This is a genomic window from Haloarcula marismortui ATCC 43049 (genome assembly GCF_000011085.1).
In the GTDB taxonomy this organism is placed as follows: domain Archaea; phylum Halobacteriota; class Halobacteria; order Halobacteriales; family Haloarculaceae; genus Haloarcula; species Haloarcula marismortui.
Map to the genome: position 1 here is coordinate 25,296 of NC_006393.1, position 22,109 is coordinate 47,404.

General features: G+C 53.8%; 22 protein-coding genes and 9 pseudogenes. 15 read left to right on the top strand and 16 right to left on the bottom strand.

The window, feature by feature from the left end; all coding sequences use genetic code 11:
• Positions 1 to 194 precede the first annotated feature (194 nt).
• From RR_RS00920 to RR_RS00965, 10 genes are all read right to left on the bottom strand, one after another.
• Positions 195 to 530, bottom strand: a complete 336-nt coding sequence (locus tag RR_RS00920) for a hypothetical protein (RefSeq protein WP_232508507.1) — start codon at positions 528 to 530, stop codon at positions 195 to 197.
• A gap of 276 nt (positions 531 to 806) precedes the next feature.
• Positions 807 to 2,033 carry an orc1/cdc6 family replication initiation protein gene (locus tag RR_RS00925; RefSeq protein ID WP_011222295.1) on the bottom strand — a complete coding sequence of 409 codons (1,227 nt, stop codon included), beginning with the start codon at positions 2,031 to 2,033 and terminating at the stop codon, positions 807 to 809.
• A 693-nt stretch (positions 2,034 to 2,726) separates the two neighbouring features.
• Entirely contained in the window at positions 2,727 to 3,692 is a 966-nt protein-coding gene (locus RR_RS00930) for a hypothetical protein (RefSeq protein WP_011222296.1), read from the bottom strand.
• 207 nt (positions 3,693 to 3,899) lie between these two features.
• Entirely contained in the window at positions 3,900 to 4,178 is a 279-nt protein-coding gene (locus RR_RS00935; protein ID WP_049938448.1) for a hypothetical protein, read from the bottom strand.
• 4 nt (positions 4,179 to 4,182) lie between these two features.
• On the bottom strand, positions 4,183 to 4,311 hold the full coding sequence (locus tag RR_RS22905) for a hypothetical protein (RefSeq protein ID WP_269764276.1): 129 nt from the start codon (positions 4,309 to 4,311) through the stop codon (positions 4,183 to 4,185).
• Positions 4,301 to 4,507, bottom strand: a complete 207-nt coding sequence (locus RR_RS00940; RefSeq protein WP_011222298.1) for a hypothetical protein — start codon at positions 4,505 to 4,507, stop codon at positions 4,301 to 4,303. Before RR_RS00940 ends, RR_RS22905 begins: the two co-directional genes overlap by 11 nt.
• On the bottom strand, positions 4,504 to 4,815 hold the full coding sequence (locus tag RR_RS00945) for a hypothetical protein (RefSeq protein WP_007189971.1): 312 nt from the start codon (positions 4,813 to 4,815) through the stop codon (positions 4,504 to 4,506). Before RR_RS00945 ends, RR_RS00940 begins: the two co-directional genes overlap by 4 nt.
• Positions 4,815 to 5,198, bottom strand: a complete 384-nt coding sequence (locus RR_RS00950; protein ID WP_049938449.1) for a DUF7344 domain-containing protein — start codon at positions 5,196 to 5,198, stop codon at positions 4,815 to 4,817. The genes RR_RS00945 and RR_RS00950 overlap by 1 nt, the downstream gene beginning before the upstream one ends.
• A 550-nt stretch (positions 5,199 to 5,748) precedes the next feature.
• On the bottom strand, positions 5,749 to 6,003 hold the full coding sequence (locus RR_RS00960; protein ID WP_011222300.1) for a type II toxin-antitoxin system RelE family toxin: 255 nt from the start codon (positions 6,001 to 6,003) through the stop codon (positions 5,749 to 5,751).
• Positions 6,004 to 6,009: 6 nt separating this feature from the next.
• Complete coding sequence (locus tag RR_RS00965; protein ID WP_011222301.1) at positions 6,010 to 6,354, bottom strand: hypothetical protein; 345 nt, start codon at positions 6,352 to 6,354, stop codon at positions 6,010 to 6,012.
• A gap of 184 nt (positions 6,355 to 6,538) precedes the next feature.
• Between RR_RS00965 and RR_RS00970 the strand changes: the two genes are divergently transcribed.
• Together RR_RS00970 and RR_RS00975 are read left to right on the top strand one after the other, a co-directional pair.
• Positions 6,539 to 6,868: a hypothetical protein gene (locus tag RR_RS00970; protein ID WP_007189966.1), complete on the top strand. Its 330-nt coding sequence runs from the start codon at positions 6,539 to 6,541 to the stop codon at positions 6,866 to 6,868.
• Positions 6,865 to 7,128, top strand: coding sequence for a hypothetical protein (locus RR_RS00975; protein WP_007189965.1), 264 nt, complete (start codon positions 6,865 to 6,867; stop codon positions 7,126 to 7,128). Before RR_RS00970 ends, RR_RS00975 begins: the two co-directional genes overlap by 4 nt.
• 487 nt (positions 7,129 to 7,615) lie before the next feature.
• Here the strand turns inward: RR_RS00975 and RR_RS21785 are convergent, their stop codons facing one another.
• The gene (locus tag RR_RS21785) at positions 7,616 to 8,866 is read right to left on the bottom strand and encodes a hypothetical protein (protein ID WP_049938451.1); all 1,251 of its coding nucleotides are present in this window, start codon (positions 8,864 to 8,866) and stop codon (positions 7,616 to 7,618) included.
• Between the two features lie 392 nt (positions 8,867 to 9,258).
• On the opposite strand from RR_RS21785, the gene RR_RS22735 reads away from it, so the two are divergent.
• Together RR_RS22735 and RR_RS00985 are read left to right on the top strand one after the other, a co-directional pair.
• On the top strand, positions 9,259 to 9,441 hold the full coding sequence (locus tag RR_RS22735) for a primase-associated protein (RefSeq protein ID WP_232508508.1): 183 nt from the start codon (positions 9,259 to 9,261) through the stop codon (positions 9,439 to 9,441).
• A gap of 272 nt (positions 9,442 to 9,713) precedes the next feature.
• On the top strand, positions 9,714 to 10,349 hold the full coding sequence (locus tag RR_RS00985; RefSeq protein ID WP_011222305.1) for an IS6-like element ISH15 family transposase: 636 nt from the start codon (positions 9,714 to 9,716) through the stop codon (positions 10,347 to 10,349).
• Positions 10,350 to 10,411: 62 nt separating this feature from the next.
• On the opposite strand, the gene RR_RS00990 is transcribed toward RR_RS00985, so the two are convergent.
• From RR_RS00990 to RR_RS01010, 3 genes and pseudogenes are all read right to left on the bottom strand, one after another.
• Positions 10,412 to 11,686, bottom strand: coding sequence for an IS4-like element ISHma1 family transposase (locus RR_RS00990; RefSeq protein WP_011222306.1), 1,275 nt, complete (start codon positions 11,684 to 11,686; stop codon positions 10,412 to 10,414).
• A gap of 670 nt (positions 11,687 to 12,356) precedes the next feature.
• Positions 12,357 to 13,176: pseudogene (locus RR_RS01000) on the bottom strand (IS5-like element ISH19 family transposase).
• Positions 13,177 to 13,441: 265 nt separating this feature from the next.
• Complete coding sequence (locus RR_RS01010) at positions 13,442 to 13,858, bottom strand: DoxX family protein (RefSeq protein WP_007189963.1); 417 nt, start codon at positions 13,856 to 13,858, stop codon at positions 13,442 to 13,444.
• A gap of 188 nt (positions 13,859 to 14,046) precedes the next feature.
• On the opposite strand from RR_RS01010, the gene RR_RS01015 reads away from it, so the two are divergent.
• The 5 genes and pseudogenes from RR_RS01015 to RR_RS01035 all read left to right on the top strand — a co-directional run.
• The gene (locus RR_RS01015) at positions 14,047 to 14,253 is read left to right on the top strand and encodes a hypothetical protein (protein ID WP_011222309.1); all 207 of its coding nucleotides are present in this window, start codon (positions 14,047 to 14,049) and stop codon (positions 14,251 to 14,253) included.
• On the top strand, positions 14,250 to 14,531 hold the full coding sequence (locus RR_RS01020) for a hypothetical protein (RefSeq protein ID WP_011222310.1): 282 nt from the start codon (positions 14,250 to 14,252) through the stop codon (positions 14,529 to 14,531). Before RR_RS01015 ends, RR_RS01020 begins: the two co-directional genes overlap by 4 nt.
• A gap of 549 nt (positions 14,532 to 15,080) precedes the next feature.
• Positions 15,081 to 15,371 (top strand): annotated as a pseudogene (locus RR_RS01025) (transposase); the annotation flags it as partial.
• A gap of 32 nt (positions 15,372 to 15,403) precedes the next feature.
• Positions 15,404 to 16,120, top strand: coding sequence for a homing endonuclease associated repeat-containing protein (locus tag RR_RS21260; RefSeq protein ID WP_011222312.1), 717 nt, complete (start codon positions 15,404 to 15,406; stop codon positions 16,118 to 16,120).
• A gap of 187 nt (positions 16,121 to 16,307) precedes the next feature.
• A pseudogene (locus RR_RS01035) lies at positions 16,308 to 16,728 on the top strand (ISH3 family transposase); the annotation flags it as partial.
• A gap of 149 nt (positions 16,729 to 16,877) precedes the next feature.
• Here the strand turns inward: RR_RS01035 and RR_RS01040 are convergent.
• Together RR_RS01040 and RR_RS21265 are read right to left on the bottom strand one after the other, a co-directional pair.
• Positions 16,878 to 17,294 carry a universal stress protein gene (locus RR_RS01040; protein WP_007188990.1) on the bottom strand — a complete coding sequence of 139 codons (417 nt, stop codon included), beginning with the start codon at positions 17,292 to 17,294 and terminating at the stop codon, positions 16,878 to 16,880.
• Positions 17,287 to 17,577 (bottom strand): annotated as a pseudogene (locus RR_RS21265) (MMPL family transporter); the annotation flags it as partial. The pseudogene RR_RS21265 and the gene RR_RS01040, both read right to left, overlap by 8 nt.
• A gap of 49 nt (positions 17,578 to 17,626) precedes the next feature.
• Here RR_RS21265 and RR_RS21790 point away from each other — a divergent pair.
• The 6 genes and pseudogenes from RR_RS21790 to RR_RS01060 form a co-directional block, all read left to right on the top strand.
• A pseudogene (locus RR_RS21790) lies at positions 17,627 to 17,779 on the top strand (ISH3 family transposase); the annotation flags it as partial.
• Between the two features lie 311 nt (positions 17,780 to 18,090).
• Entirely contained in the window at positions 18,091 to 19,665 is a 1,575-nt protein-coding gene (locus tag RR_RS21270) for a hypothetical protein (protein WP_011222313.1), read from the top strand.
• A 62-nt stretch (positions 19,666 to 19,727) separates the two neighbouring features.
• Positions 19,728 to 20,093 (top strand): annotated as a pseudogene (locus RR_RS01045) (IS5/IS1182 family transposase); the annotation flags it as partial.
• Between the two features lie 47 nt (positions 20,094 to 20,140).
• Positions 20,141 to 21,242, top strand: a pseudogene (locus RR_RS01050) (IS630 family transposase).
• A 9-nt stretch (positions 21,243 to 21,251) separates the two neighbouring features.
• Positions 21,252 to 21,440 (top strand): annotated as a pseudogene (locus RR_RS21795) (hypothetical protein); the annotation flags it as partial.
• A gap of 114 nt (positions 21,441 to 21,554) precedes the next feature.
• A pseudogene (locus tag RR_RS01060) lies at positions 21,555 to 22,100 on the top strand (IS4 family transposase); the annotation flags it as partial.
• Positions 22,101 to 22,109: the final 9 nt, after the last annotated feature.

The window sequence follows — 22,109 nt, forward strand, 5'->3', positions numbered from 1 at the left end:
TGATCGAACTCCGTAGTGCTTGACCAGTTGTCTTCTGCTCATTCTCGCTCTTACTGTTGTTTCTGACACTAGTGTCAACAGTGTCAGCGTTGTGGACGCTGGCCCCCAATGCACGTCGAACGGCATAGCTGGAGCTAACAGGCAGGCCGGTGGCATGCCCGCGGTCGTACTGGCAAGCGGTTCAGTGTGGGTAGTCAGTCCGCGACAGTCCCTCCATCAGTCAGTGCCGACGGCTGCTGGCCGCCACCGTAGGAGCCCAGCGTCGTCTCACCGCTGTCAGCAAGCTTCGAGTCGCCATCGGCGTTCGCGAAGTGTCGAATCGTTTGACCCATATCGGGGTGGTCGATTTCGAGTTCGGTCAGATTCAGGCGCAGCACCTGCTGTCTGTCTGGTTTGCCAGTCCCGATCCCGAAGTGCTCAGCGGCTTCTTGCATTATCTGATGCATCACTGGTCTCGATATCTCGTCGTCGAACACTGCCTCCCGAAGTTCTCGCTCGGGGAGCGTCACGTCCTTTGAGGACGTCGACATTGCGCGGCGGTGAAGACGACGAGTTCCTTGATTGTGCCAAGAGCCAATTCTGGAGCGGACACACCACCATGACATGTGAAACGCCTACCGCCGGACACACCACTCTTTCAAGTGAAGGGCTCACTGGTAACCACACCACTCTTTCAAGTGAAGGGCTCACTGGTAACCACACCACGCTTGCAAGTGAAGCAGCGTCCGTCAGACATACCACTCTTTCAAGTGAAGCGGGTTGCCCCGCCCGCTACAAACCTTCACATGAAAAGGTGGAGTCCCCCGTCATCCAACGTTGTTCATAGCGGCAATGTCACGGATGGTATCGATCTCCGTTGTGAGATGAAGGACATCAGACATCGCCTCAATGGCGCTCGTAAACGGAACATCAAGCTCGTAGTTGTAGTAGTTCCCCCGAGAACCGCTCCGATTTTCGTGGGCCGAGAGGATGCCTAACATCCGAAGGTCTGAGAGGTGGTTATGGAGCGACCGCTGACCGAGCGCATCAGTTTCAGAGGACTCACAGAGTGACCGATACTCCTCGTAGAGGTCACGGGTCCGACACGGCGTTTCCTCTTTAGCTGCTTTCGAAATCACTGCCAATAGTGCAAGGCGGCCATGCGTCGTCAACTCGCGCATTCCTTCTTCGACCCGCTCTTGTTCGAGTTGTGAGCGAGCATCCTCGATGTGCCCTTCTTTGATCATCTCAGCTTCCCGGTTTTCCGCGATTTCACCACCCAACCGAAGGAGATCAAGCGCCTGCCGGGCACTGCCACTGTCTCTGGCGGCGAGAGCAGCACACAACTGCAACACACCGGTATCGGTTGACCCATCCGTGACAGCCACTTCGACACGTGATTCGAGAATGTTTTTCAGTTCTGTGGCATCGTATGGCGGGAACTGGAGTTCCCGCTCACAGAGTGTGTCCTGGACACGAGGGTCGAGCTGGTCACGAAATTTGAAATCGTTGCTGATGCCAATAACGCCGACCTTTGCCGAGTCGAGATTCCCATTGGCTCTGGCTCGAGGAAGCTCATAGAGCAGCTCATCTCGGTCGCCGATTGAATCAACTTCATCAAGCACGATGAGAATGGTCCCACCGATGGCCTCAAGCTCCTGATAGAGCTTTTTAAATACGGTTTGCTGTGGATACCCGGTCGTACTGATTTCGCCGCCGGATGGGCGGAGTTCATTGACGAGCTCCACAGCGACCTGATACGAGGAGTTGAGCGTCTTGCAATTGAGCGAAATAATGGAGAGATCGATGTCATCGTACGCAGCGACGTCGTCCTGAAGCCGGTCAAGAAGGTAGTCGGTGACGGCTGTTTTCCCGACACCCGTATTTCCGTAGAGAAAGATGTTGTTTGGTTCCCACCCATCGATCACCGGCTGGAGAGCGTTCATATACTCCTCAATTTCTTCATCCCGCTCCTCAATCCGTTCCGGTTGGTAGGACTCCCCCAGGGCGTCTTTGTTCCGGAAGATGTTTTGCTTCCGCTCGAACCGACGCATAGGGAATCTTTCACAAGAGGGATATATAAAACCACCTCTGCATCTGTTTCAAGTGAAGCCACTCACACACACCACTGTTTCGAGTGAAGAACTAGACTAGAGTAGTTACTAGAACAACAGTCCACTGTTTCATCTAAAGCGCTGACACTAGTCTAATTGGCCAGAATCCCGATTCTGGTAGTAGCGGTATTGAAACTCTTGTTTTTAGCTGCTTTGTGGTCAGTGACTAATTGCTGGGGTTCCACAGGGCCTCCACCCTTTCCCGGCTTCACATGAAAGAGTGGTGTGTCTCTCCCCCCGGGGTTTCGCTGTCCCATCTCGAAGTTGATGCTCTCAAGCTAACCAACCTCTAGCGTCAGTTGGGGAAAGTGTTGGTTAGTTATGGCCGCGACTGTGGAATTTCAGGCGCCACTGTCTTGACGGACTATCTGACAGTGTTGTCAGAAGGAACAGAGGGAGGATGTCAGATAGAATCGTTCGCTCTCAGACTTCTTTTCCTACACCTCATAGAGGGAAGGAAAAGGGAAGTCGTTTCACGTCACTCTAACGAAACGAGAACAAGCGTAGTTTACGCACCACATTCGTGTGGATTTTATCGCAGGGGTCTAGTGGGGAATTCGTTACCGCTCTTGTCGACCACCTCCATCTGACACGCTACTCGCGAGTGTGCTGACAACACTGTCAGAACGCGTCTCAGTCATCCGCGTTCACCGCTGTTGCCTGGTTCAGCTGATCGAAGTCCGTCGTGTTTGACGGCTCTTCGGCTGTATTCTGTTTGTTCTCGTGTTCACTGCCGGTTCTGACATCGGCGTCAGCAGTGTCTGCGTTGTGGACGCTAGCTTTCATCTTCCGCTTTGGAACGGTCAGAGTATGTGGTTTCCCGGAGCGGAAGTTGATCAGTCCATGGTCGGAGCACGTATCGATGTCAACGCAGTCCCTGTGGGCGTCACCATCGACGATCGTGAACCGCTGGACATCGCGCATGACACGCCCGGCTGTCTTGGAATAGGACTGTGGCTTGACGCCATCCAGCAGGCCTTCGTCTTCAAGCACCTCCACAGCCTGTTCAGTGTTCATCGTGAACTTCTGGCCGTCTGGCGTGACGTTCTGGTTCGTCTCGCCGCTGGCCTTATTCACGAACCGCTCGTACAGCGCCGCGGCACGTTTCTGTGACTTGCTGAGCGATGCGTCGACGCCGGAGTTCAGATCAACCATCATCCGGTGCAGCGGGAGCATATTCTCCCGGCTCTTCTCCGAGGTGCCCTGATTCTCAGCAGCCGGCTGGGTGTTCGTGACCGACTCTTTCACCGTCCCGTGCTCCTCGACGAACGGCTCAATGTCGCTTTTTTCCACGTCGGGCTCTGGATTCCCGAACACCAAGCGGTTGAGAGTCTTCCGGCCTGTCTTGTTCGAGGCGATGCTGTTGCCGACCGGCACGCCGCCGACAATCAGGTTCTCTATCTCCTTTGCATCACCGCGATACTCGATGGACTCTTGCTCGGCAACCTCCGTTTCGAGTTCGTCAACGCGCTCGCGAAGCTGTTCGTTCTCCGTTCGTAGGTGTGAGACCTCTTCGATGAGGTCGGCAACAACATCCCGGAGGCCGTTCGGATTCTCGGGCAGTTCGTCGGCAGTTGGTGGAGAGTTGTCGATGCTCATTGGGCACCTCCCGTTCGTGGACCGCTGACTGTACCGTGGGCGATGCCCTCGGACGTTTCACTCAGCACGGCGCGATTGGTAGCAATCGCATTGTAGGTAGTCGGCTCGAGCTGGGAACGGTGGCCCCTTCTCAGGTGCGTTGTGGTCTCGTAGTGTCTTCTCTGTCCTGCGACTTGCACGTGCGATGAGTTAGAACCGCCAGCAGCGTCAGACATTGGTATCCTCCTCGACAAGACTGCGAACGACATCGGCGTTTGACCCGCGAGCGATACTGACACGGTCAGTAGCGACGTTGACCATCTTCTCGGACGACTCGACAAGCACCCGCGGCGGGGCGTCGTACTCCTCGTAGGTGTAGCGCTCGCGAACGATCCCAAGCAACGAGCCACTCTCCAGCCGGTCGACCTTCACGGGCGTGCCGACGTCGGCGGTGTCGTCAGCGCGCGCCTGACGTTTGGCCGGCGCGCCCTGGCTGGCTTTACTCATCGGCCTACCCCCGCTTGCGAACTTTCCCGAGCGCATCGAGCAGCACCGCCTCGGCGTCGGCGTCTTCTTCGTCGGCGACGAGATCGGCGACCTCGACGACGCGGTCGACAGCGGTATCGGACTCACTCTGCATCGTCGCCCTCCTGGTCATCGAAGACGATGCGTTCGAGGCGAGCCAGGCGCTGGTCGATATCGTCTTCGGTGATGCACCCGCCATCGGTCAGGGGTTCGCGGACCGGGCCGCCAACAGCCGCGACTGCGTCGGCGTTGGGCCAGCGCTCGTCGAGCGACCGGCCGTCGACGTCGTAGTAGTTGCCGTGGCCAGTCATGCAGACCCTCCCGTGGAGTCTTCGGAGTTCGTAAAGCCGTGTTCTTGAAGCACATCGGCCGGTGACCGACCGGACTGGCCGTGGTTTCCTCGCGGGTCAGGTTCGTCGTTCATCTTCGCCGCACAGACACGACAGAGCCCGTAGCGTTCGCGGTCGCTTTCGTCGGCGACCCGGAACGCTTCGGAACCACTCGTGGTATGGTTGCACAGCGGCTCCGGGTCATCACGGGTGGATTCCGGTGCTGGGTGATGGACTTTGGCGTCGTTCCACTGGGATTTCGGCATGATGTAAAACTCGTCTTGGTCCATCAGCAGTCACCTCCCGTCGTCCGGTCGGCGAGGTCGTTCAGGGCGCCAACGGCCGGCCCCGTCTCGGCGGTCGCACAGACCGTGCCGTTGGTTTGGGACCAGCGGACCAGTCCGGTGTTGTCCAGTTTCGCAATGTGCGTCTGATACAGAGACACGTACACACGCTTGCGCTGTTGGGACTGGAGCTGGTCGCGGTCAGTGCCGACTTCCGCAGCGGCGACGATCTCCGCCAGATCGGTGAGTTCCAGTCGGCCGTGTTCGTTCACCGTCCGGAGGCACTGGCGTCGGCGTTCAGACTGGGCGATATCCAGCAGGGCGTCGAACGGGACGCTCACTGCCGGTGGCTCCGGCTCGTCGTCGTTAGAGAGTAGGCGTTTCAGCATCCGGCCACCCCCGCAGCGACGGTGCTGCTTTCTGGGTCGATACAGTTTTCCGGGGCCTCGGCAAATACCGAGGCGCGGTCGTTGGGTTGCTTCATGGCGCTGGAACGACCGCATTGGGTCGGTGTGCCTGCACCGGCCCGCTTTCGTAGACGGACCTTACTGACCCTTGAGCAGTCGTTATGACTATCATTATAGCCGCTGGTATTAGTACTTATGCTACTACTAATTAACTTCTGAATACTAATCTCTATATGCGTAGAAACATCGAACAAATGATATATACGAGCATAGGCAGATTCGTACGTAAGATGGCTGGCCGAAAGCCGACTGTATCTGACTCCGAAATCCTTCAATTCTTTATCAACTCTGACGACCCATTCCTCACTACAGCAGAGGTGGCCGATTTGGCAGGATTTTCTACCAATTCGGGAGCGAATAAGCGGCTTACCGAGCTTGAAAAACAGGGATACGTACACTCCAAAACTGTTGGTCGGGGCCTCGCTTGGTGGATCACCGATGCCGGTCGCGAGTACTTGGAGACGGACGACAGCTAAGAATCGTAGAAGCCGTCGCGGTGGCCGATCCGGAGAACACGAAGGACGGGTTCGTTTTTGTCCCAGTCGATTTCGGCCCGGTATTCGCGGCCGATTTTCAATTTGAAGGTTTCTCGCCCTTGTAGCCGTTCGAGGTAGTGATCTGGGTTCTCGCCGGCCTGCTTCAGTTTGTCCCGGATACGTTGTTCGATATCTGGTTGGAACGACGCTAACTCGTCGGTGGCCGATTCGGCCAACAACACATCTGCCATCTGACCTCAGGCCTCGTCGAGACTGACGAATTCCTCTTCTTCGAGCCGGCGGTCGGCCTCGGCAGCCACGTCGTCGGCGAGCCGCGGCCCGACGAGTGCGGTCCAACCCACAGCAGACGCACCGAATTTCTTGCTTGCGACCTTGCCGTCCGACTCCATTTCGCCGAGCCAACGGCGAACTGTCTCGCTGCTGACCTCGATATCGAAGTGCTCGGCGAGTGCGTCGGTAATCTCTTTCGTGGTCAACATTGGCTCTTCCGGGCCGGTTTTGTAGTCGAACGCTTTCAGCACATCCTGCTCGGTCAATTTCGAGCCAAACGTTCCGTCGTCGTTGTGAACTCGTTCGCTCATACTCTATTATATCTGACCGTCCCGAGTAAGTGTTTTGCACGTACCATATGCTGCAAAGCAATAGGTTTATGACCTTGTTGTCCGTGACATATGGTACGGAAGACCGGTCACTCGGGGCACTTGGAGTGTAGAAGTGCCCGCGTGAGTCCACCACGCGGGCCGGGCTTCCGTGGTGCGAAAACCCATGAGCAAATCTGCGACACCGACTAGTAAATCTGTCGGCACGACTGACGCACATCCACAGGAACGTATTGCCCGCGAACTGCTCACACAGGGCCGCCCACTCTTCCTGGGCGTCGATGGCGAAGGCGCAGCCCACTACTGGGACTCGTATGAATTCGCTGTGGCCGTCGTCGCTCGCGACAACCGCGCCGAGAAAGTCCCACTCGCAGACACACCGTATGAAACACTCGCAGGATGGTGCGAGTACACGCAGGACGAACGCGGCTGGGCTGTCGGCCCACACGTCGGCGGCAACATCGTCGACGATCTCGCTCGGGGGCTGAACGCATGAGTAAGACCGTTCGCTGTACGGTCGAGAACCGCCAGCGCGTTCGGCGTGCCGCCCGTGCGCTACAAGAGACTGCCCCGACCGCCGTAGTCGAGACAATGCCGCCGGTCCGCTCGGAACACGACGCCTGGACGCTCGATGCCGTGCTTCGCGAGACCGATGGCGTTCCGCCGGAAGTGCTTCGGGAACTCGCGCTGACTGGGCTGACGCTCCAGCCGACGCCCACGCAGGCTGAGCATCAGTATCTCGTGGCGACGGCCTGAGCGAACTGAATAACCTGTTTTTATTATCAGGGCATCCGGACTGCCGTGCGGGCGATCGGTCGTTATGATCACTCCCCAACACCACGGCGACCGATTCCCGTTGTCTTACCCCCAATTCCGTCTGTGGTGGCCGGCCGTATCTCAGACATTACACTCTCACCGACGCCGGCCGCGAGCACTTGGAGTCGGCGGATTAACGAACTGCGGGATATTCAGAGTCTGATAGAATGAAATATGTAGAAAAAGCGATCTTGCGATTCGCGAATGAAAATAAAATCTGGTTGACTCCAAGCAATATCGCAAAGAGCACTGGCTACGGCACAAATTACATTCACCAAGAATGTCGCAACCTATTGAATAAAGGATATCTTGAATCTGGAGACCAACCAGGCAGTCCATCCTACCGGATTACCGACGCCGGTCGCGATTATTTGAACTCGGAGAGTTGAAGCCCGAAGCGTTTTCTTGTCCGGAGGACTATAACAATCTATTCTTGTTCATTGGATTGATCAATGATTTCTCTTTCAGTTGTTCCAGGGACACGCTGTACACTTCGATTGATGTCTTTCCAGTCTGAGCGAGCGTAGCCGAGGCTATCGTCTGGCGAGAGATAATTCATAACACTGGGATACTCGCTATAGCCGCGCTCACGGCTATCGACACCCGGATCATAGATATCTAAAAGATGCCCAAGTTCATGCATAAATATGTGCCCCGTTGCTTCATCTGAAGCTAACTCAACAAACGCGACTGAGTCGACTGCAAGACCACCGTTTGACATAGCGTTACCAGGTCTCTTGACAGTACTTACAATCTGGATATAATAATATCCAGCATTATCTGGGGAGGTGACCGTCTTCCCGCCACTCTTACAGCCATATCGAATTTGGTCTCTAATATAGCCTGAGGCATCTTCACAACGGAGATTATCGTCATGGTCGATGTGTAGGTCAATGCCGGATGAGCCATCTGGATTCTCAATTGGTGCTTGCTCGAACTCGTCGGTCATATCCCGGATAACACTGCGCGATAGTCTAGATTTATAATCTACTTCAACGAAAATATCCTTCTGCAGTGGATCAGCGCCAGGGAACCGATCGGTCATATCGACTTCCGCACCGTCTGGGAGCCCATCGTCGTCAGTATCACTATCTGATGCATCAGTCCTAAGATCAAGCTCTCGGTCATCATTCAATCCATCACTATCTGTGTCGTTTGCCCGCGGATTGGTACCGTGTTTATTGAGTTCTGCATCATCAGCGAGGCCGTCCCCATCCGTGTCAACTAGTGTTGGATCCGTTCCATGCGTGTTTAGTTCCGCCCCATCGGAAAGACCGTCTCCGTCAGTGTCGGCTATTGTAGGGTCCGTTCCATGCGTGTTTAGTTCCACCCCATCAGAAAGACCGTCTCCGTCAGTGTCGGCTATTGTAGGGTCCGTTCCATGCGTGTTTAGTTCCGCCCCATCAGAAAGACCGTCCTCATCGGTATCTGAGTTGTTTGGGTCTGTAGACAGTTTTTGTTCGCGTGCATTAGACAACCCATCATTGTCGCTATCGATATCAGCTGGGTCCGGTGTCGCCGTTGCCTGTGTTGCTGTCTGTTCAGTTTGAGTTGGTGGCACCTCGGTTCCACTCTCTTCGATACCGTCTGCCGGCGCCGTTGAATCCTCTTGCAGAATGCCACTGCAGCCTGCGAGAGCTACAGTCAGTAAAAGCAGAGCGATTCTGGTTTTTTGCACACTCGGTGAATATGTGTATAAAATATAATGGCTAACTTACTGACAACAATTGCCGGAGCTGACTCAGGTCGCGACGGCCTGAGCGCGACAGCGATACCTCTACCTTTTTGTTGAACTGCGTGCGTGTTTTGCATGGGTTGCGATGGTTTCCGAACTCACCCGCTGACGGACCGCGACCTCGCGCCGGGACCTGGTGAGGCAGGTCCCACGACGGCGCGGGTACGTACCTGTAGCTGATGGGTGACTGGTATGTAAACCCTGCTTGGACTTCCGGGAGAGAGTTGATAGAATCCCAGCGCGAAAACACAGTAGTTGATGACATCCACGACCTCTTCGAAAATAAGTGGGACTGGTACGACGAGTAGACTACTGATTATCAAGCTCGTTATGAATTGCGACACGGAGAAATCGACGGGGAAGCCCCGCTCCCGATGAACTGTGACAACCCCGATATGCAGCGACACTGCATCGGTAAATCGTTCTGTGCATACAACATTTATCAGAGCTTGCCCTTCCCCGAGTCGATGTACGACCAGCTCGATGACAGTGATGGCACAGGTCAGTATCAAGCATAGATCCGCATAGATAGAGCTCGGGTTTTCTCAATCAGTTGGTCACAGTCTCACAGTCACCACTCTATCGTGCCTGAGTAGGACGCTATCTCAGTGGAGCTGCTGGCCAAGACCTGTTAGAGTTTAGTTTATTTCTTACTGTGAAACTAATTCAGAGATCTCAGCGTGAAAACTGGCGAGTGCCATCGGCATACCCGAAATACCAGCGGTTACGGGGTGAGTCGTAGTGTTCAGATAAGGATTGAAGAGTGAGGCACGGCGATTTTGAAGTGTCTATGCCCAAAAACGCCGGCCTCGGCGGTAGTATCGACCAAATCGACTTAGATTTTGTGGAGCGAGAAGCGACACCGCGACTGCTGATGAAGCTGAGTATTCAGCTGCATTTGGCTGGACTATCACTTTCGAATACTGTCTCGGTTCTTGAAATATTCGGTGTCCAACGCGCTCGATCAACTGTCTATAATTGGGTTCACAAAGCAGATTTACAGCCCAAAGATGGACAGTCACCGGATCACGTTGCGGTTGACGAAACTGTGATCCAACTCAACGGTGAGAGATATTGGCTGTACGCCGCTGTCGATCCACAAACGAACAAATTGCTTCATACGAAGCTTAGACCAACTACAACAAAGGTTCTCGCCCATGCATTTCTCACCGAACTCTCTGAGAAACACGACGTCGACGACGCCGTGTTTCTCGTCGATGGCTCCAGATCGTTACAAGCTGTGTGTCAACGACATGGCTTCGATTTCAGATACGAAAAACATGGAAATCGGAATGCTGTTGAACGTGTCTTCAGAGAAATAAAACGACGAACTGTCTGTTTCTCAAACTGTTTCAGCAACGCCGAAGCGGAAACAGCCGATGATTGGATCAGATCGTTCAGCTTCGCATGGAATCAGCTTATCTGAACACGATGGGGGTAATCGTCCAAAGAGAAAGGGGGGTAAAAGGGTAAAGCATTCGTCTTTAGCTAAGACTCACACCTCGGTTGTGTAGCGGTAGCGAGCGTCTCTTGTAAGATCGGTCGTTGTTGGTGGATCTTCTGAGCATCCTCGATCAGCCGCTCCAGCAACGGCGGTGGCGAGTAGCCGAGGTACTCACCGAGTTCGTGGAGGATGAGCTGGGCGTGCGACCGGAAGGTCGCCGCCCAGCGTTCCGGCGGAAACACGATCTCATCGTCGGCCTGCTCGGTGACCAGATCCAACAACTCTCGGCTCACCAGCAGTGACAGCAACGCAGCGTATAGTAGAATTTTCACGACATCAGGGTTGTTCGTGTCGAATTCGTCCAGTTCGTACTGCGTTTTCAACTCACGGAACAACGTTTCTACCTCCCATCGACACCGATACAGCGTCGCTAGATCCGCCGGGAGAAACTCCTCTCTCGGCAGATTCGTGATGTACAGGTGGTAGTCGTCGGCGTCCTCGTTGCGGACGCCGACGACGCGAAACCGCTTCGTGTCCAGCGACCGAGTTCCCTCGTACTGGCCGCGCTTGAATTCTGCTTCCACCTCTACGTCGATGTACTTCCGCGAGAGATCATTGACCACGTCGTGGATCTGCTTGCCCTCCAAGGGAATGGCGCGGCCGCGCCATTCCCGTAATTCCGCCGTTATCACCGGATTTGCGTTCTGCTTCAGCCGACTCACAAAGTAGCCGTCGTTCTCGTCGATCAACGCAAAGCGGCGGTATTTGAAGTACGCCCGATCAAACAGAACCAGTCGTCCTTGCAGCCACGATCCCGTCTTGAACAGCGCGCTGTCGTGCGTTTTCTCATCAGTCACATCGATCCGTTCAATCGTCTGGTCGGTGGCGTTGTGGAGCAGGTGGAGCTTCGCTCCAGCCTGCTCCTCGTGGCGGGCTTGAAACTCATCAGAGAGGAACTCGTGCAACCGCAACACGGTTCCATCAGCGATCATCACGTCCCTGAATCGGTCGATATCAGCGTCAACAGCATCAGGGACAGCGACCTCGTCGAGCGCGGCCTCGACGAGGTCGCGGAGATACTCTGCAAGAGTAGGCGTCAACCGGTGATAGAAACCGCCAGAAGAGATCGGTTCGTCAGCTGTAGCGTTGTAGCAGCGTCTAAACCCAGCGAGTGTTCGGCTCTCGCCTGCGGCGAAGCCGAACACGAGCGCCCACATGAGGACAGGAATCTGAAGCTTGCCCTCTCGCTCGACCACGCCGAGTTCCTCGGCGTGCTCTTCGAGGAACTCGGAGGGAAACAGTGTAGTGAGCCGACGCATGATTCTCGACGAGGAGGTGTCAGTGTGCACAGCGGACTCCTCCTCATTCCTCTCGAAAAGTAGCCTCGATAAGCCGCTGCTGTCACGTGGTTCGTCTCTTAGCTAAAGACAGATGAAGGGTAAAGTGAGGTGAAGCCAGAGCCGACCGAAAGAGGGCTTCAGGTGAGCGCCAAGGGGGCGACCCCCAAGAGGGGCGAACTATCAGGATGACTAGACAGGTGCGACAGTGGGACCGACAGGCTGGTGACACAGCAGTGGGCCGCCGGCAGTGCAGACTGAGGTCGGACAGTGGACGTCGGCGGCGGTGGGACAGTGGGCCAGGCCAGAGCCAGAGTGGAAGGGAGATCGCGACGACTGGGTGGGCGGCCATCATGGCGACAATGGCGGAGGACTGACTCGAGGATCAGTGGGGAGAGTCATCTTGCACACGGGGTAGTGGGCCCTGAGCGAAGAGGAAGACACAGTGGGCGAGACAGTAGACACTCGATGGGGACGACCGCAATCCTATCAGGTTCACAACACAGGAAATTTCGCGCGTTGTCGGACTGGGTCATCGCCGCCGCGACGGCCCACAACAACACTCGAAACAGGGGGGTTCTTTCAGCGGAAACGGTGGGGTGTTTTCCATCGGTGGCCGTGGTGAATCGCCAGACATAGCTTGATTCCACGGCTACAGAGTCTCCTTGATGTTGTGAACGACACACATCAGAACGAGTTCACGAAACTCACCGTACCAAGTTCGCGCACGCACGGCGTCGCCGAGCGTGCGCTTGATTGTGGAGAAGACGGTCTCACACATCGCTCGTTGGCGGTATCGAGGCCCATCGATCCGCGCGTTGTGCGCGTGATCGATGGGCCGGAACTCACGGTGTTTGATCAGGGGTCTTACGCCCTCTTCGCGGAGTTTTTCGCGTAAATCCATCCAATCGTAGCCTTTGTCGGCAGCGAGGCTGGCGAGGTCGCCGCGTTGCGCGGGCGACCTGCCAGCCGAGTTGCGTGTCGTGGCGTTTCTCAGTCGTACAGTGCACGTCTAGAATGGCTTGGCTTTCTGTGTCGACGAGAGCTGTCGCTTTGAGCGTCTGAACCCGGTAATTCGTCCGGCGGCAGTAGTGTTTGCTAGCGTTTTCGCGGTCGAAAAATGTCGCATCGATAGCGGCGTGACCAGATGGCTCGTGCTCCTGCGCCGACAGGCGCAGCAGCACTCGCCAGAGTGCAGTCTTGATTCTGTCAAACCACTTGACTAGCGTGGAGTGGTCGGGGAGATCGGCCGCGTCGAGGCCGATCTCCCCGAGTATCTGTGGCATCTCACTCAGCAAATCAAGTGCTACTCGGTAGGATTTTTCCAGGTAAACCCGCAGACAGTGCAGCGACACCACCGCATACTCGGCGAAGCCGCCACCCCCTTCGGGGGCGGCGACTTCGCCTCGCTCACCAACAGCATTTTTAGCTAACTGGACTGCTTTCTTCGTGAAGCGGGAGATCTTCGACATAGAGCATCGGCGGTTTCCCGCTTCATACCACTAGTTCTAACGGTCGAAACCGACGCAGTCCCGCGATTCACCAGAGCCCATCGGTAGGACTACCGGCAACACGACCGCGACGACCGTGACCGAGATGGACCAGTCCTCGAAAGCCCGCGGGTGCTCGACCGACCGTTCCGGGGCCCGCTGATATATCAACTCGAAAATAATCAGATATCGGTACGGAGGAGACATCTACCCACCGCAAAAACGGGTACTTCAGATTCAAGCAGGTCTAGAGGACAGTGATACCGAGACTATATGCCCAAGACTGTGGCCCGATCGCAACGATAACGAGTGCACCGCCGGCTAGTGCAATATTCTTCAGGAACTGCGTCATCTCGGTCTGCTGTTCTTCCTCGGAGACTGCCCAGAAGTCGTGGAATATGAGCGCAGAAACGATAAGGAACCCAGCAATCACCACTGCGCTCACCGCAGGTAGCACACCGGCAATAATCCCGAGCCCGCCTAGAATGAGGAGGACCCCAGAGAGTAGCACACCAGCCTTGGGTGCCGGGAGGCCCTTGTACTCTGCATAGCCAGTCATTTCTTCTGTTTCGAAAAAATGGTTCAGACCAGTAAACGCGAGCACACCCCCAAACAGAATGCGGCCGATGAGAAGTGCTACTCCCTCGGCACCTGTAATAGCCATTATCGACGCACCTCCTGAGATACCTTCGCTCTATTCTTCCTTATTGTTTCAACTATTATGGCCAAGTATACCATATCTAATGCTAAACGGGACGCATTTGTAGGTGTTTGGCGACATCCATACCACTATGTAACACCGGTGTTACTGGCCCAGTTAAACTTCTCAACCCCCTACCCAGAAGTGTAGCTATGTCACACGATGATGACGACGAACGGTACGACGCTTCCCAGCAAGAGTTCGACGACGTGTCTGAACTTCTTCTGCCGGAATCAAGTAGTGTCGACAGTCAGCTCCGACTCCATGATGCGGAGGCAAACACGCTTCTCTACGTTACGGAGAGTAGTGAGGGCATCTCAGTGAACGTCCGCGACGACTCGGCGTTTACTGACGGATGAATCGACGAACATACCTCTCGGCTGTAGCGGCAGCGCTTGGTGTGACCGCCACCTCAGGTGCTGTCACTGCAGACGATGACAATGACCGGTATGAGTCAGTAACTCAAGAGTTTGCGGATGTGACGCAGTTTGCAGCGCCAGACGCTACTGGAACTGCTGACAACTACGTCCGTCTCTACGACGATACAACCGAGACGCTGATCTACGGGACTATACAGGGAACTGACCATGTGGCGATAGCGACTCGCGACGCATCAGAGATCGACTTCACGCCGTAGCTGGTGTGGGGAGCCGATCGTCGGTATCCATGCCAGTGAAGCAAAGTTTACACATCAAGACAAGCAGTACAGTGATTGAAGGCTAGTCGTCTGGTTCTTTCAGTTTTTGCCGGGACTACTACGATCACTCCAAGAATTAGCAGACCTGTTGCCGGAAACCCGGTCAACTAAAAGACTCGGTTAGCACTCAAAGAGTACCTCAGCGAATGTATTAGAGCACACATGGAACTCACGGGCCACCTGCGGGATATCTCGTCAACCACCCTGAAGCCGCTGAGTGACCCAAACATATATTTTCAGAGTGTTCATAATATCAGATATGAACTCTTCAATGGAGGGGCTTGTTTTCGGTCTGGTACTTGTCTTCCTCACATTTGCGTACTATCTCTATACGGTCTATCAGGACGGGTATGATCCACTGGCACTGATTAAGACTGGTGAATTAATCGAGCGCTAATCGTTGCCCAGCTCTTGCAGTTTCTTTGCCGGGATCGCTCTTCTGTAGTGGTGAGTACTTTTTCATAACTGGAGCTCGTGGTTCTATCCAATATGGTCAGCAGAGAGAGTGTTAACGAGGTCTTTCTGCCGGACAAAGAGGACTGCTTAGAGTATCTGCGTGAACAGCGATGGCCGGACGAGGTGACGTGCCCGCACTGCCGCAGTGCGGACACGATCAAGAAAGGAACAACGCGAAAGGACGCTCAACGCTATCGTTGTCAGGACTGTGAGAGCATTTTTAATGATCTCACAGGGACGGTGTTTGCCGAACATCAGCTCACCATTCCAGAGATGTTCCACATCATTCGAGGGATGGAAGAACATACGACGAACGGAATATCTTATTTGTGTAGTTGTATTATACTGTACCGAGAATGCAATACTCTGATGATGAGCTCTTAGATGAGATACGCAAGCTAGCAAGTGAACTCGGACATCCCCCGTCGCTTGCAGAGTTTCGCGAGCAGGGTAGACACTCCGCTTCAACATACTATTCTCGATTTGGATCTTGGAATGAGGCTATTGAACAAGCAGGATACGACCCAAATGAGTCGGACTCTAAAGTTTCTGAAGCGGATCTATTGGAAGAGTTGCAACGACTGGCTGACGATCTTAATAAAAAACCAACTGCTTTAGATATGAATAAACATGGTAGATATTGGCGTTCTACCTATAAAAACGAGTTTGGATCATGGAATAACGCCTTAGAAGCAGCTGGCTTTGAGTCCGAAAATGTTGGAGCTACTATTACTGATGACGAGCTTATTGAGGAAATAAATAGACTTGCGACGGAAATAGGTGGAACACCGAGATTCAAGCACATGGAAGATTTGGGGAACTATGATCCAACCACGTATAGCCAGCACTTTGGATCATGGAATGAAGCTCTAGATGAAGCTGGATTTGAGCCCGAAAATCGAGGCAGCAAAATCACCGAAAAGGAACTACTTGATGAAATAACTAGGCTCAAAAATAAACTGGGGGACCCACCATCTGCTCGTCAGATGGATGAGATTGGTAAATATGCATCAGCTACATACCAACGGCATTTCGAGTCATGGTCAAACGCCATAGAAATTGCTTTTGATTGATGGGTTCTCTGCTCTGAGTTCGTGGTATGAGGGACTTCAGAATATTCCTGAATACTCTCTAGAGCCGCTCTAAGTGGATAAAGCTAGCATTTCAGGACTGAAGACGCACTAGTTCTACTTCAGTTTCTGAAAGAGACATAACCAGTCGATCACATTGGGTTAGAGTAAGCGTCTGCTTGGAGAGGATGTGGAGCACCCCCAAGCAGACAACGAGTTAGAGGGAGAGCATCTTGTTAATTTTGTCGCTAACAGTCTTGAAAAGGAGCTTTCGGTAGATCTCGGAGAAGACATTGAGGTCTCTACGGAGACATTGTACGGGGTCCTCGCCAGCGCTAGCGCTGGCGGGACCTCGATCAATCACGTCTGCAAAACGACTGACGACTCACCGCACGCCAATACCGTCCGTGGACACCTCCTCGATCAGTTTGAGGTTGATTCGGTTGAGGCGGTTGGAGACACACTGTTGCAACGTGATGCGCTTGAGACACCCCCAGATCAACCGGTGGAGGTCTGAAGTTGGAGAGCGACTTGACCCTTACTGGCGACGTGGCCCCAGCAGGGATGTGACCCCTGCAACAACGGACTCAGACCGCTTTCATGGAACAACGAGAGATTTCACGAATTCGGGCTGTGCCAGCGGTTGAATCCTCAACGTAAACACGCACGTTGCAGATGATAGACGCATTGTCAAATACCCAGTGCACACAAACCGACAATCACAGACAGCAACACGGTCTAAGCTGTCACCGCGTGAAAATCAGCGAGTGATTGTCACCGGAGCAGGTGCTTTCCGCATAACTTGCTCTGCAACGCTACCGACAAGCAACCGCTGAATACCATCGCGACCGTGGCTTCCCATTATCACTTGATCTATATCTTCATTTTTGACTGTTGCAATAATTGTCTCAACTGGGTCACCGACCACGACGCTAGTTCGAATTTTCTCGGGACTCATGAATTCGGCCTGCGCATCTTTTAAGAGTGACTCTGCTTCTGCCTTAGCTTGTTTTTCCCAGCTTCCATCGTCATCACCACTGTAACCAGCGAATCCATCAGCAGGGTCGATAACAGTCAGAAGCGTAATGTTTGCATCAGGGAACACAGTTTGAGTGTATTTGACAGCTTCTTGTGCTGGTGCTGATCCGTCAACCGGAACGAGGATTGTTTCAATCATCGGCTTCTCTCATATTCCTTTTCATTGGGAGATATTTATTTTCACGGGCTCTCTCGAGTGCGTCTGACAGGCGGCCAAGAATAATTAGTGTCGGTGGAAGAGTCGCAAGGGCAGCAACAAGAGTGAGGAAAATGACACCGGCAGTTAATGACCCAAAGTCAGCTAAAATTGGGAGCGGTGACAGAGTAAGTGCAGAGAATCCGAACACTGTCGTCAGTCCGGAGACAGTAATTGCCTTCCCAACACGTGATCCAGCAGTTTCGACTGCATTAAGTCTCAGTACTTCACGAAGCCGGTTAGTTGAGAGGTCTGCTTGCTGAAGGTGTGCCTAATACCTGGCGACGACCCGCCGCGGCGGGCGTCGCCTCTGGAAGTGGTCGTTTGAGGAGTTCATCAACATGCTGTGTCGGGCAGCGTGGACGGCCCTCGCGGTGCGTCGGGACGTCCCCGCAAACCGGCCACCGGACGACCGTTTCCACCGGTAATCACCGACCGAGGACACTGCCTTGTGAGTGGCAACGCTGCCGCGTCGGCGGCTCATCGCCGCCGACAGCGGCAGCTCCCCCTTCGATTAGCGTTCTTTGACCACTATCGGCGACTCAGTTCAACAGAACAGGTGACTCAGGTCAGGTTAACTGGCGATACTTTGTGAGGTACTGATTCTTCGCTCTCCTTGAGAAAGGACAACTATAGACCCCACAAGAGATCGACGACCTTCTGTGGGAGAGCTACGGCGTCAACACAGCAGAAAATTCCGGCCCACAAAACATATACCAATCTCAAAAAAAGAGTACCTATGAACTGGATAAGCCAGATTCCATCAATCCTATTTACTTTCTTGATCGTCACTTCGCTAGCAGTTGGCGGTGCTACCGGACACGTCCAGTCTGGGGCACAGGGTACGGTGGCTGACTCTGAAATATTTGAAGAAGTAGGCGATATTGTAAAGATACCAGTTCGTGTCTCACCGCATGACACGGCAACAGTCAACATTTCTCGGAAGCAGTACTCAGCAGAGGTTACTGCAACTGATCAGGATGGTGACGGCCAGATCCAGATCCGAATCAATACATTTGAAACACAGACTTCAGGCAATCCGTCTGGGTATAGTGTCTCGTCTCCAGATCACTTGCGCGAAGTTTCTCAGCGGGGCGATAATGGGCTCACCGAGGGAGAGTATGATATAGCTGTCGACGGAAACGCACCCGACTCAACATTATCACTCAGTTCAGGTGTGTTCCAACCTGGCCAACTGCATACATTGCCTGCTAGTGAGAAAATAACCAAAACCAATGTTATCAGGAACGGGTCACCTACTCCAAGCCAGATTGCTCGTGGTGACATATTAATCGCAGAGTTCGAAGCGGAAGGAATCATGGGCGTCGGTCGATTTGACGATCCGCCAGGAAACAACGGAATCGTCGCAGTAGACAGTACTGTGGGGACGAAGACAGCTCATACAGTTCAGGTGCAAGGAGAGGGGGCTAATACATCATTTCGGGAGATGCGCATTAGCTACGATAACGCGGCAAACGAGTTACCATCAGATCTTGTCAAATTAAATATAACCCACGCTGGTGTAGATTCAGATCAAGATGGGCAAATTGATCGATCATTCATTTCATCAATCGTAAATGTAAATACGAACTCTGAGGGAATAATAAAAATCACAACTACCGACCAACAAACTGTGTCAGGGTCAGAAACTGTACTCCTACGATATGAAAACGTTACAAATCCATCCAGACCTGGTGCTTACCCTGCAACTATCTCGCTCGGACCAAACCGAATCGACACAACAGTAGAGTATGGTCCAGCCGCAACAGGTAATCTTGGAAACGGATTAAATGTTAAAGCTAGCACAACTAGTTCAAATAGATTTGTCGCACCGCTGCCGTTCAAGTATTTCACCTCACCAGATGATGACCGGTTGTATGTCGCAATGGATACCAGTGGGCTGAACAATGTAACTAGAGAGTCAATATCACTGAGGCTTTCCCAATCTCGAAAAGAAGGGCCCATAGCGGCAAAAAAGTCAGCAACGAATGCCACCCTTGTTGAACCGACTGCTAATATGGCGATAGCAAATGACCAGTGGCAGGCTGGATCAGAGCCACTGGAAATTACAGGTACCACGACCTTGGCTCCTAATACCGACATTTGGATCCGGGTTCGCTCAGGTACTGATGTTCCATCGCCTTGGATATATCATTATCCCACATCTATTCAATCAAACAGAACTTTTGAGGCAGACATCACAGAAGACAGGATTGAGGCCAATGAGCCCGTTTACGTTAGTACGGTAACAAGAACTGGCCCAGTCGGTCCGGAGGAGATAGTTAACGTGACAAACAGGACTGAGCAAAATTAGACATAGTAGCGGGTGTCATAGAGCGGTTACCACACCAAAGAGTAGGGTGATGCTGAGGTGGTATGGACTCAGCGACCCTGCAGAATGAGCCTCCGGTAGAGTCGTTCTTCAATGTCGCAGAGACCGAGACGTTAGCGTTGTTTGAGTATCTCTCCTTCGAGTTTCCTGGCGAGTTCGACGTGTTCGCCCCGGCGAAGACGGGGCGAACACGAGAGCATAAACCACCAGAGATGCTGCGTGGGTTCCTGCACTGCTATTACCGTGATATCTGCGGAATTCGTCCTGCTGAGCGGGAGCTTCAGAACACGGTTGTCTGGCTAAGCTGTGTCTTCGATCGACCGCCGTCAAGAGACGCGGTCGATTGATTCCTTACTGACCTCGAACACGTCGTCGACGAAGTCTTTGACCACCTCGTCGAGCAGGCCGCCCGTAGTACCCAAGTGAAGTTATGGGGATAGCCTGAGAAGGTGTTGCAATGAGCGGGGACCGACGCAAAGAGATCGTCCGCCATCTGAGTGAAGATGATCTCAATCGGTTGCTATCGGAGGCGGACGATCCGAAGGTCGTCCGCCGTCTCACGTTCGTGAAAAATCTCTACAAGGGCGACAGCCTTGAGGAGGCAGCTGACCGCGTTGGCAAATCTGAATCGACGGGTAGTCGGTGGGCACGTCGCTGGAACGAAGGTGGTCTTGGTCAATTAACGCCGAACTTCGGACGGACGTCCCCCGAAGCTCGGCGAAGACGAGCAGGAACAACTCTTGGAGATGCTCCGTGACGGCCAACCGTGGCAACCACAGGAAATCCAGCATCTCATCAACGACGAGTTCGGCGTTGAGTACCATCCAGTCTACCTGGGTGAGTTTCTCAAGGATCTCGGATTGTCATACGCAATTCCACGGACAAAACGTCCGTCACGGCCAGATAATGCCGAAGAAATTCTCGACGAGCGCGTCAGCGACGCGCTCGCCGAGGATATTGAGGAACCACACAATAAACGCGAAGACGACGACGAGGAAGGCTGGGTCGTCGATGAGGATGTCTGCACAGATGGAGGCACTGTTGTCGGCTTTTTCGATGCATCGCATCCACAGCCGTACGATAACTCGCGCCGGTTGTGGTATGTCGATGATCCGCATCATGAACGACCGCTGGTGAAGATTTTCGAACCAGCGGTCGGCTTCTACGCACTCAACGGTGAGAGTGTGGTCAGTTTCCCAGAAGACCAGACGAAAGAACGGATTTGTGAGTGTTTAGAGAGGATCCGCGAGCAGAATCCCGCAACGCGGATTCTGCTCGTTTTGGATAATCACTTCGCGCACACGTGCGAATTCACACGCAAGCGTGCCCATCAACTCGGAATTGATCTCGTTTTCTTACCGGTTGGATCCCCAGACCTCAACCCAATCGAGCAGGTCTGGAAGAGTCTGAAATGGGAAGCCTCTCCACTGATTGTCGAGAGCGCGAACAAGTTCCGCTCTCTCGTCTCAGAACTGTTCGAACAACTCACGTCTCGGCTGAGCTTCGCCAAATCATGGATCGACGAATTCCTCAGCTCTCGCTTGCGGTTCTTCTCCTAAGTACTACGGCGCGGCCTGCTCGACTTGACCTACTGCATCGATTCAACCAACGTGAGGCCGATGCCCGCTGACCAAGGTGCGTCGAAATGCTACGATCCAACCGATAAAGAGTACTACTACGGCTACGGCTGTACGATTGTTTCGACCGGACAAAAAATACCGATTGCAGCGGAGTTCATCGAGGGCAAACAAGCGCCCATCCGTCTTTAGCTAAGAGAGGAACCGCTGTATAGCAGTAGCTTATTGAGGCTTCTTTTTGAGAGGGATGAGGTGGCGATAGCTGTGTCCGACAGAGGCTCCTCATCGAGAATCATGCGTCGGCTCACTACACTGTTTCCTTCTGAGTTCCTCGAAGAGCACGCCGAGGAACTCGGCGTGGTCGAGCGTGACCGTAACCTCCAGATACCTGTCCTCGTATGGGCGCTCGTGTTCGGCTTCGCCGCCGGCGAGAGCCGAACACTCGCTGGGTTCAGACGCAGCTACAACTCTACAGCCGACGAGACGATCTCTCTCGGTGGATTCTATCAGCGGTTGACGCCGATGCTGGCGAAGTACCTCCGCGACCTCGTCGAGCACGGCCTCGACGAGGTCGCTGTTCCCGATACTGTTGACGCTGATATCGGCCGATTCAGGGACGTTATGATCGCTGATGGAACGGTGTTTCGGTTGCACGAATTCCTCTCTGATGAGTTCCAAGCCCGGCACGAGGAGCAGACTGGAGCGAAGCTCCACCTGCTCCACAACGCCACCGACCAGACAATTGAACGGATCGATGTGACTGATGAGAAAACGCACGACAGCACGCTGTTCAAGACAGGATCGTGGCTGCAAGGACGGCTCGTTCTGTTCGATCGAGCGTCAGTCGAT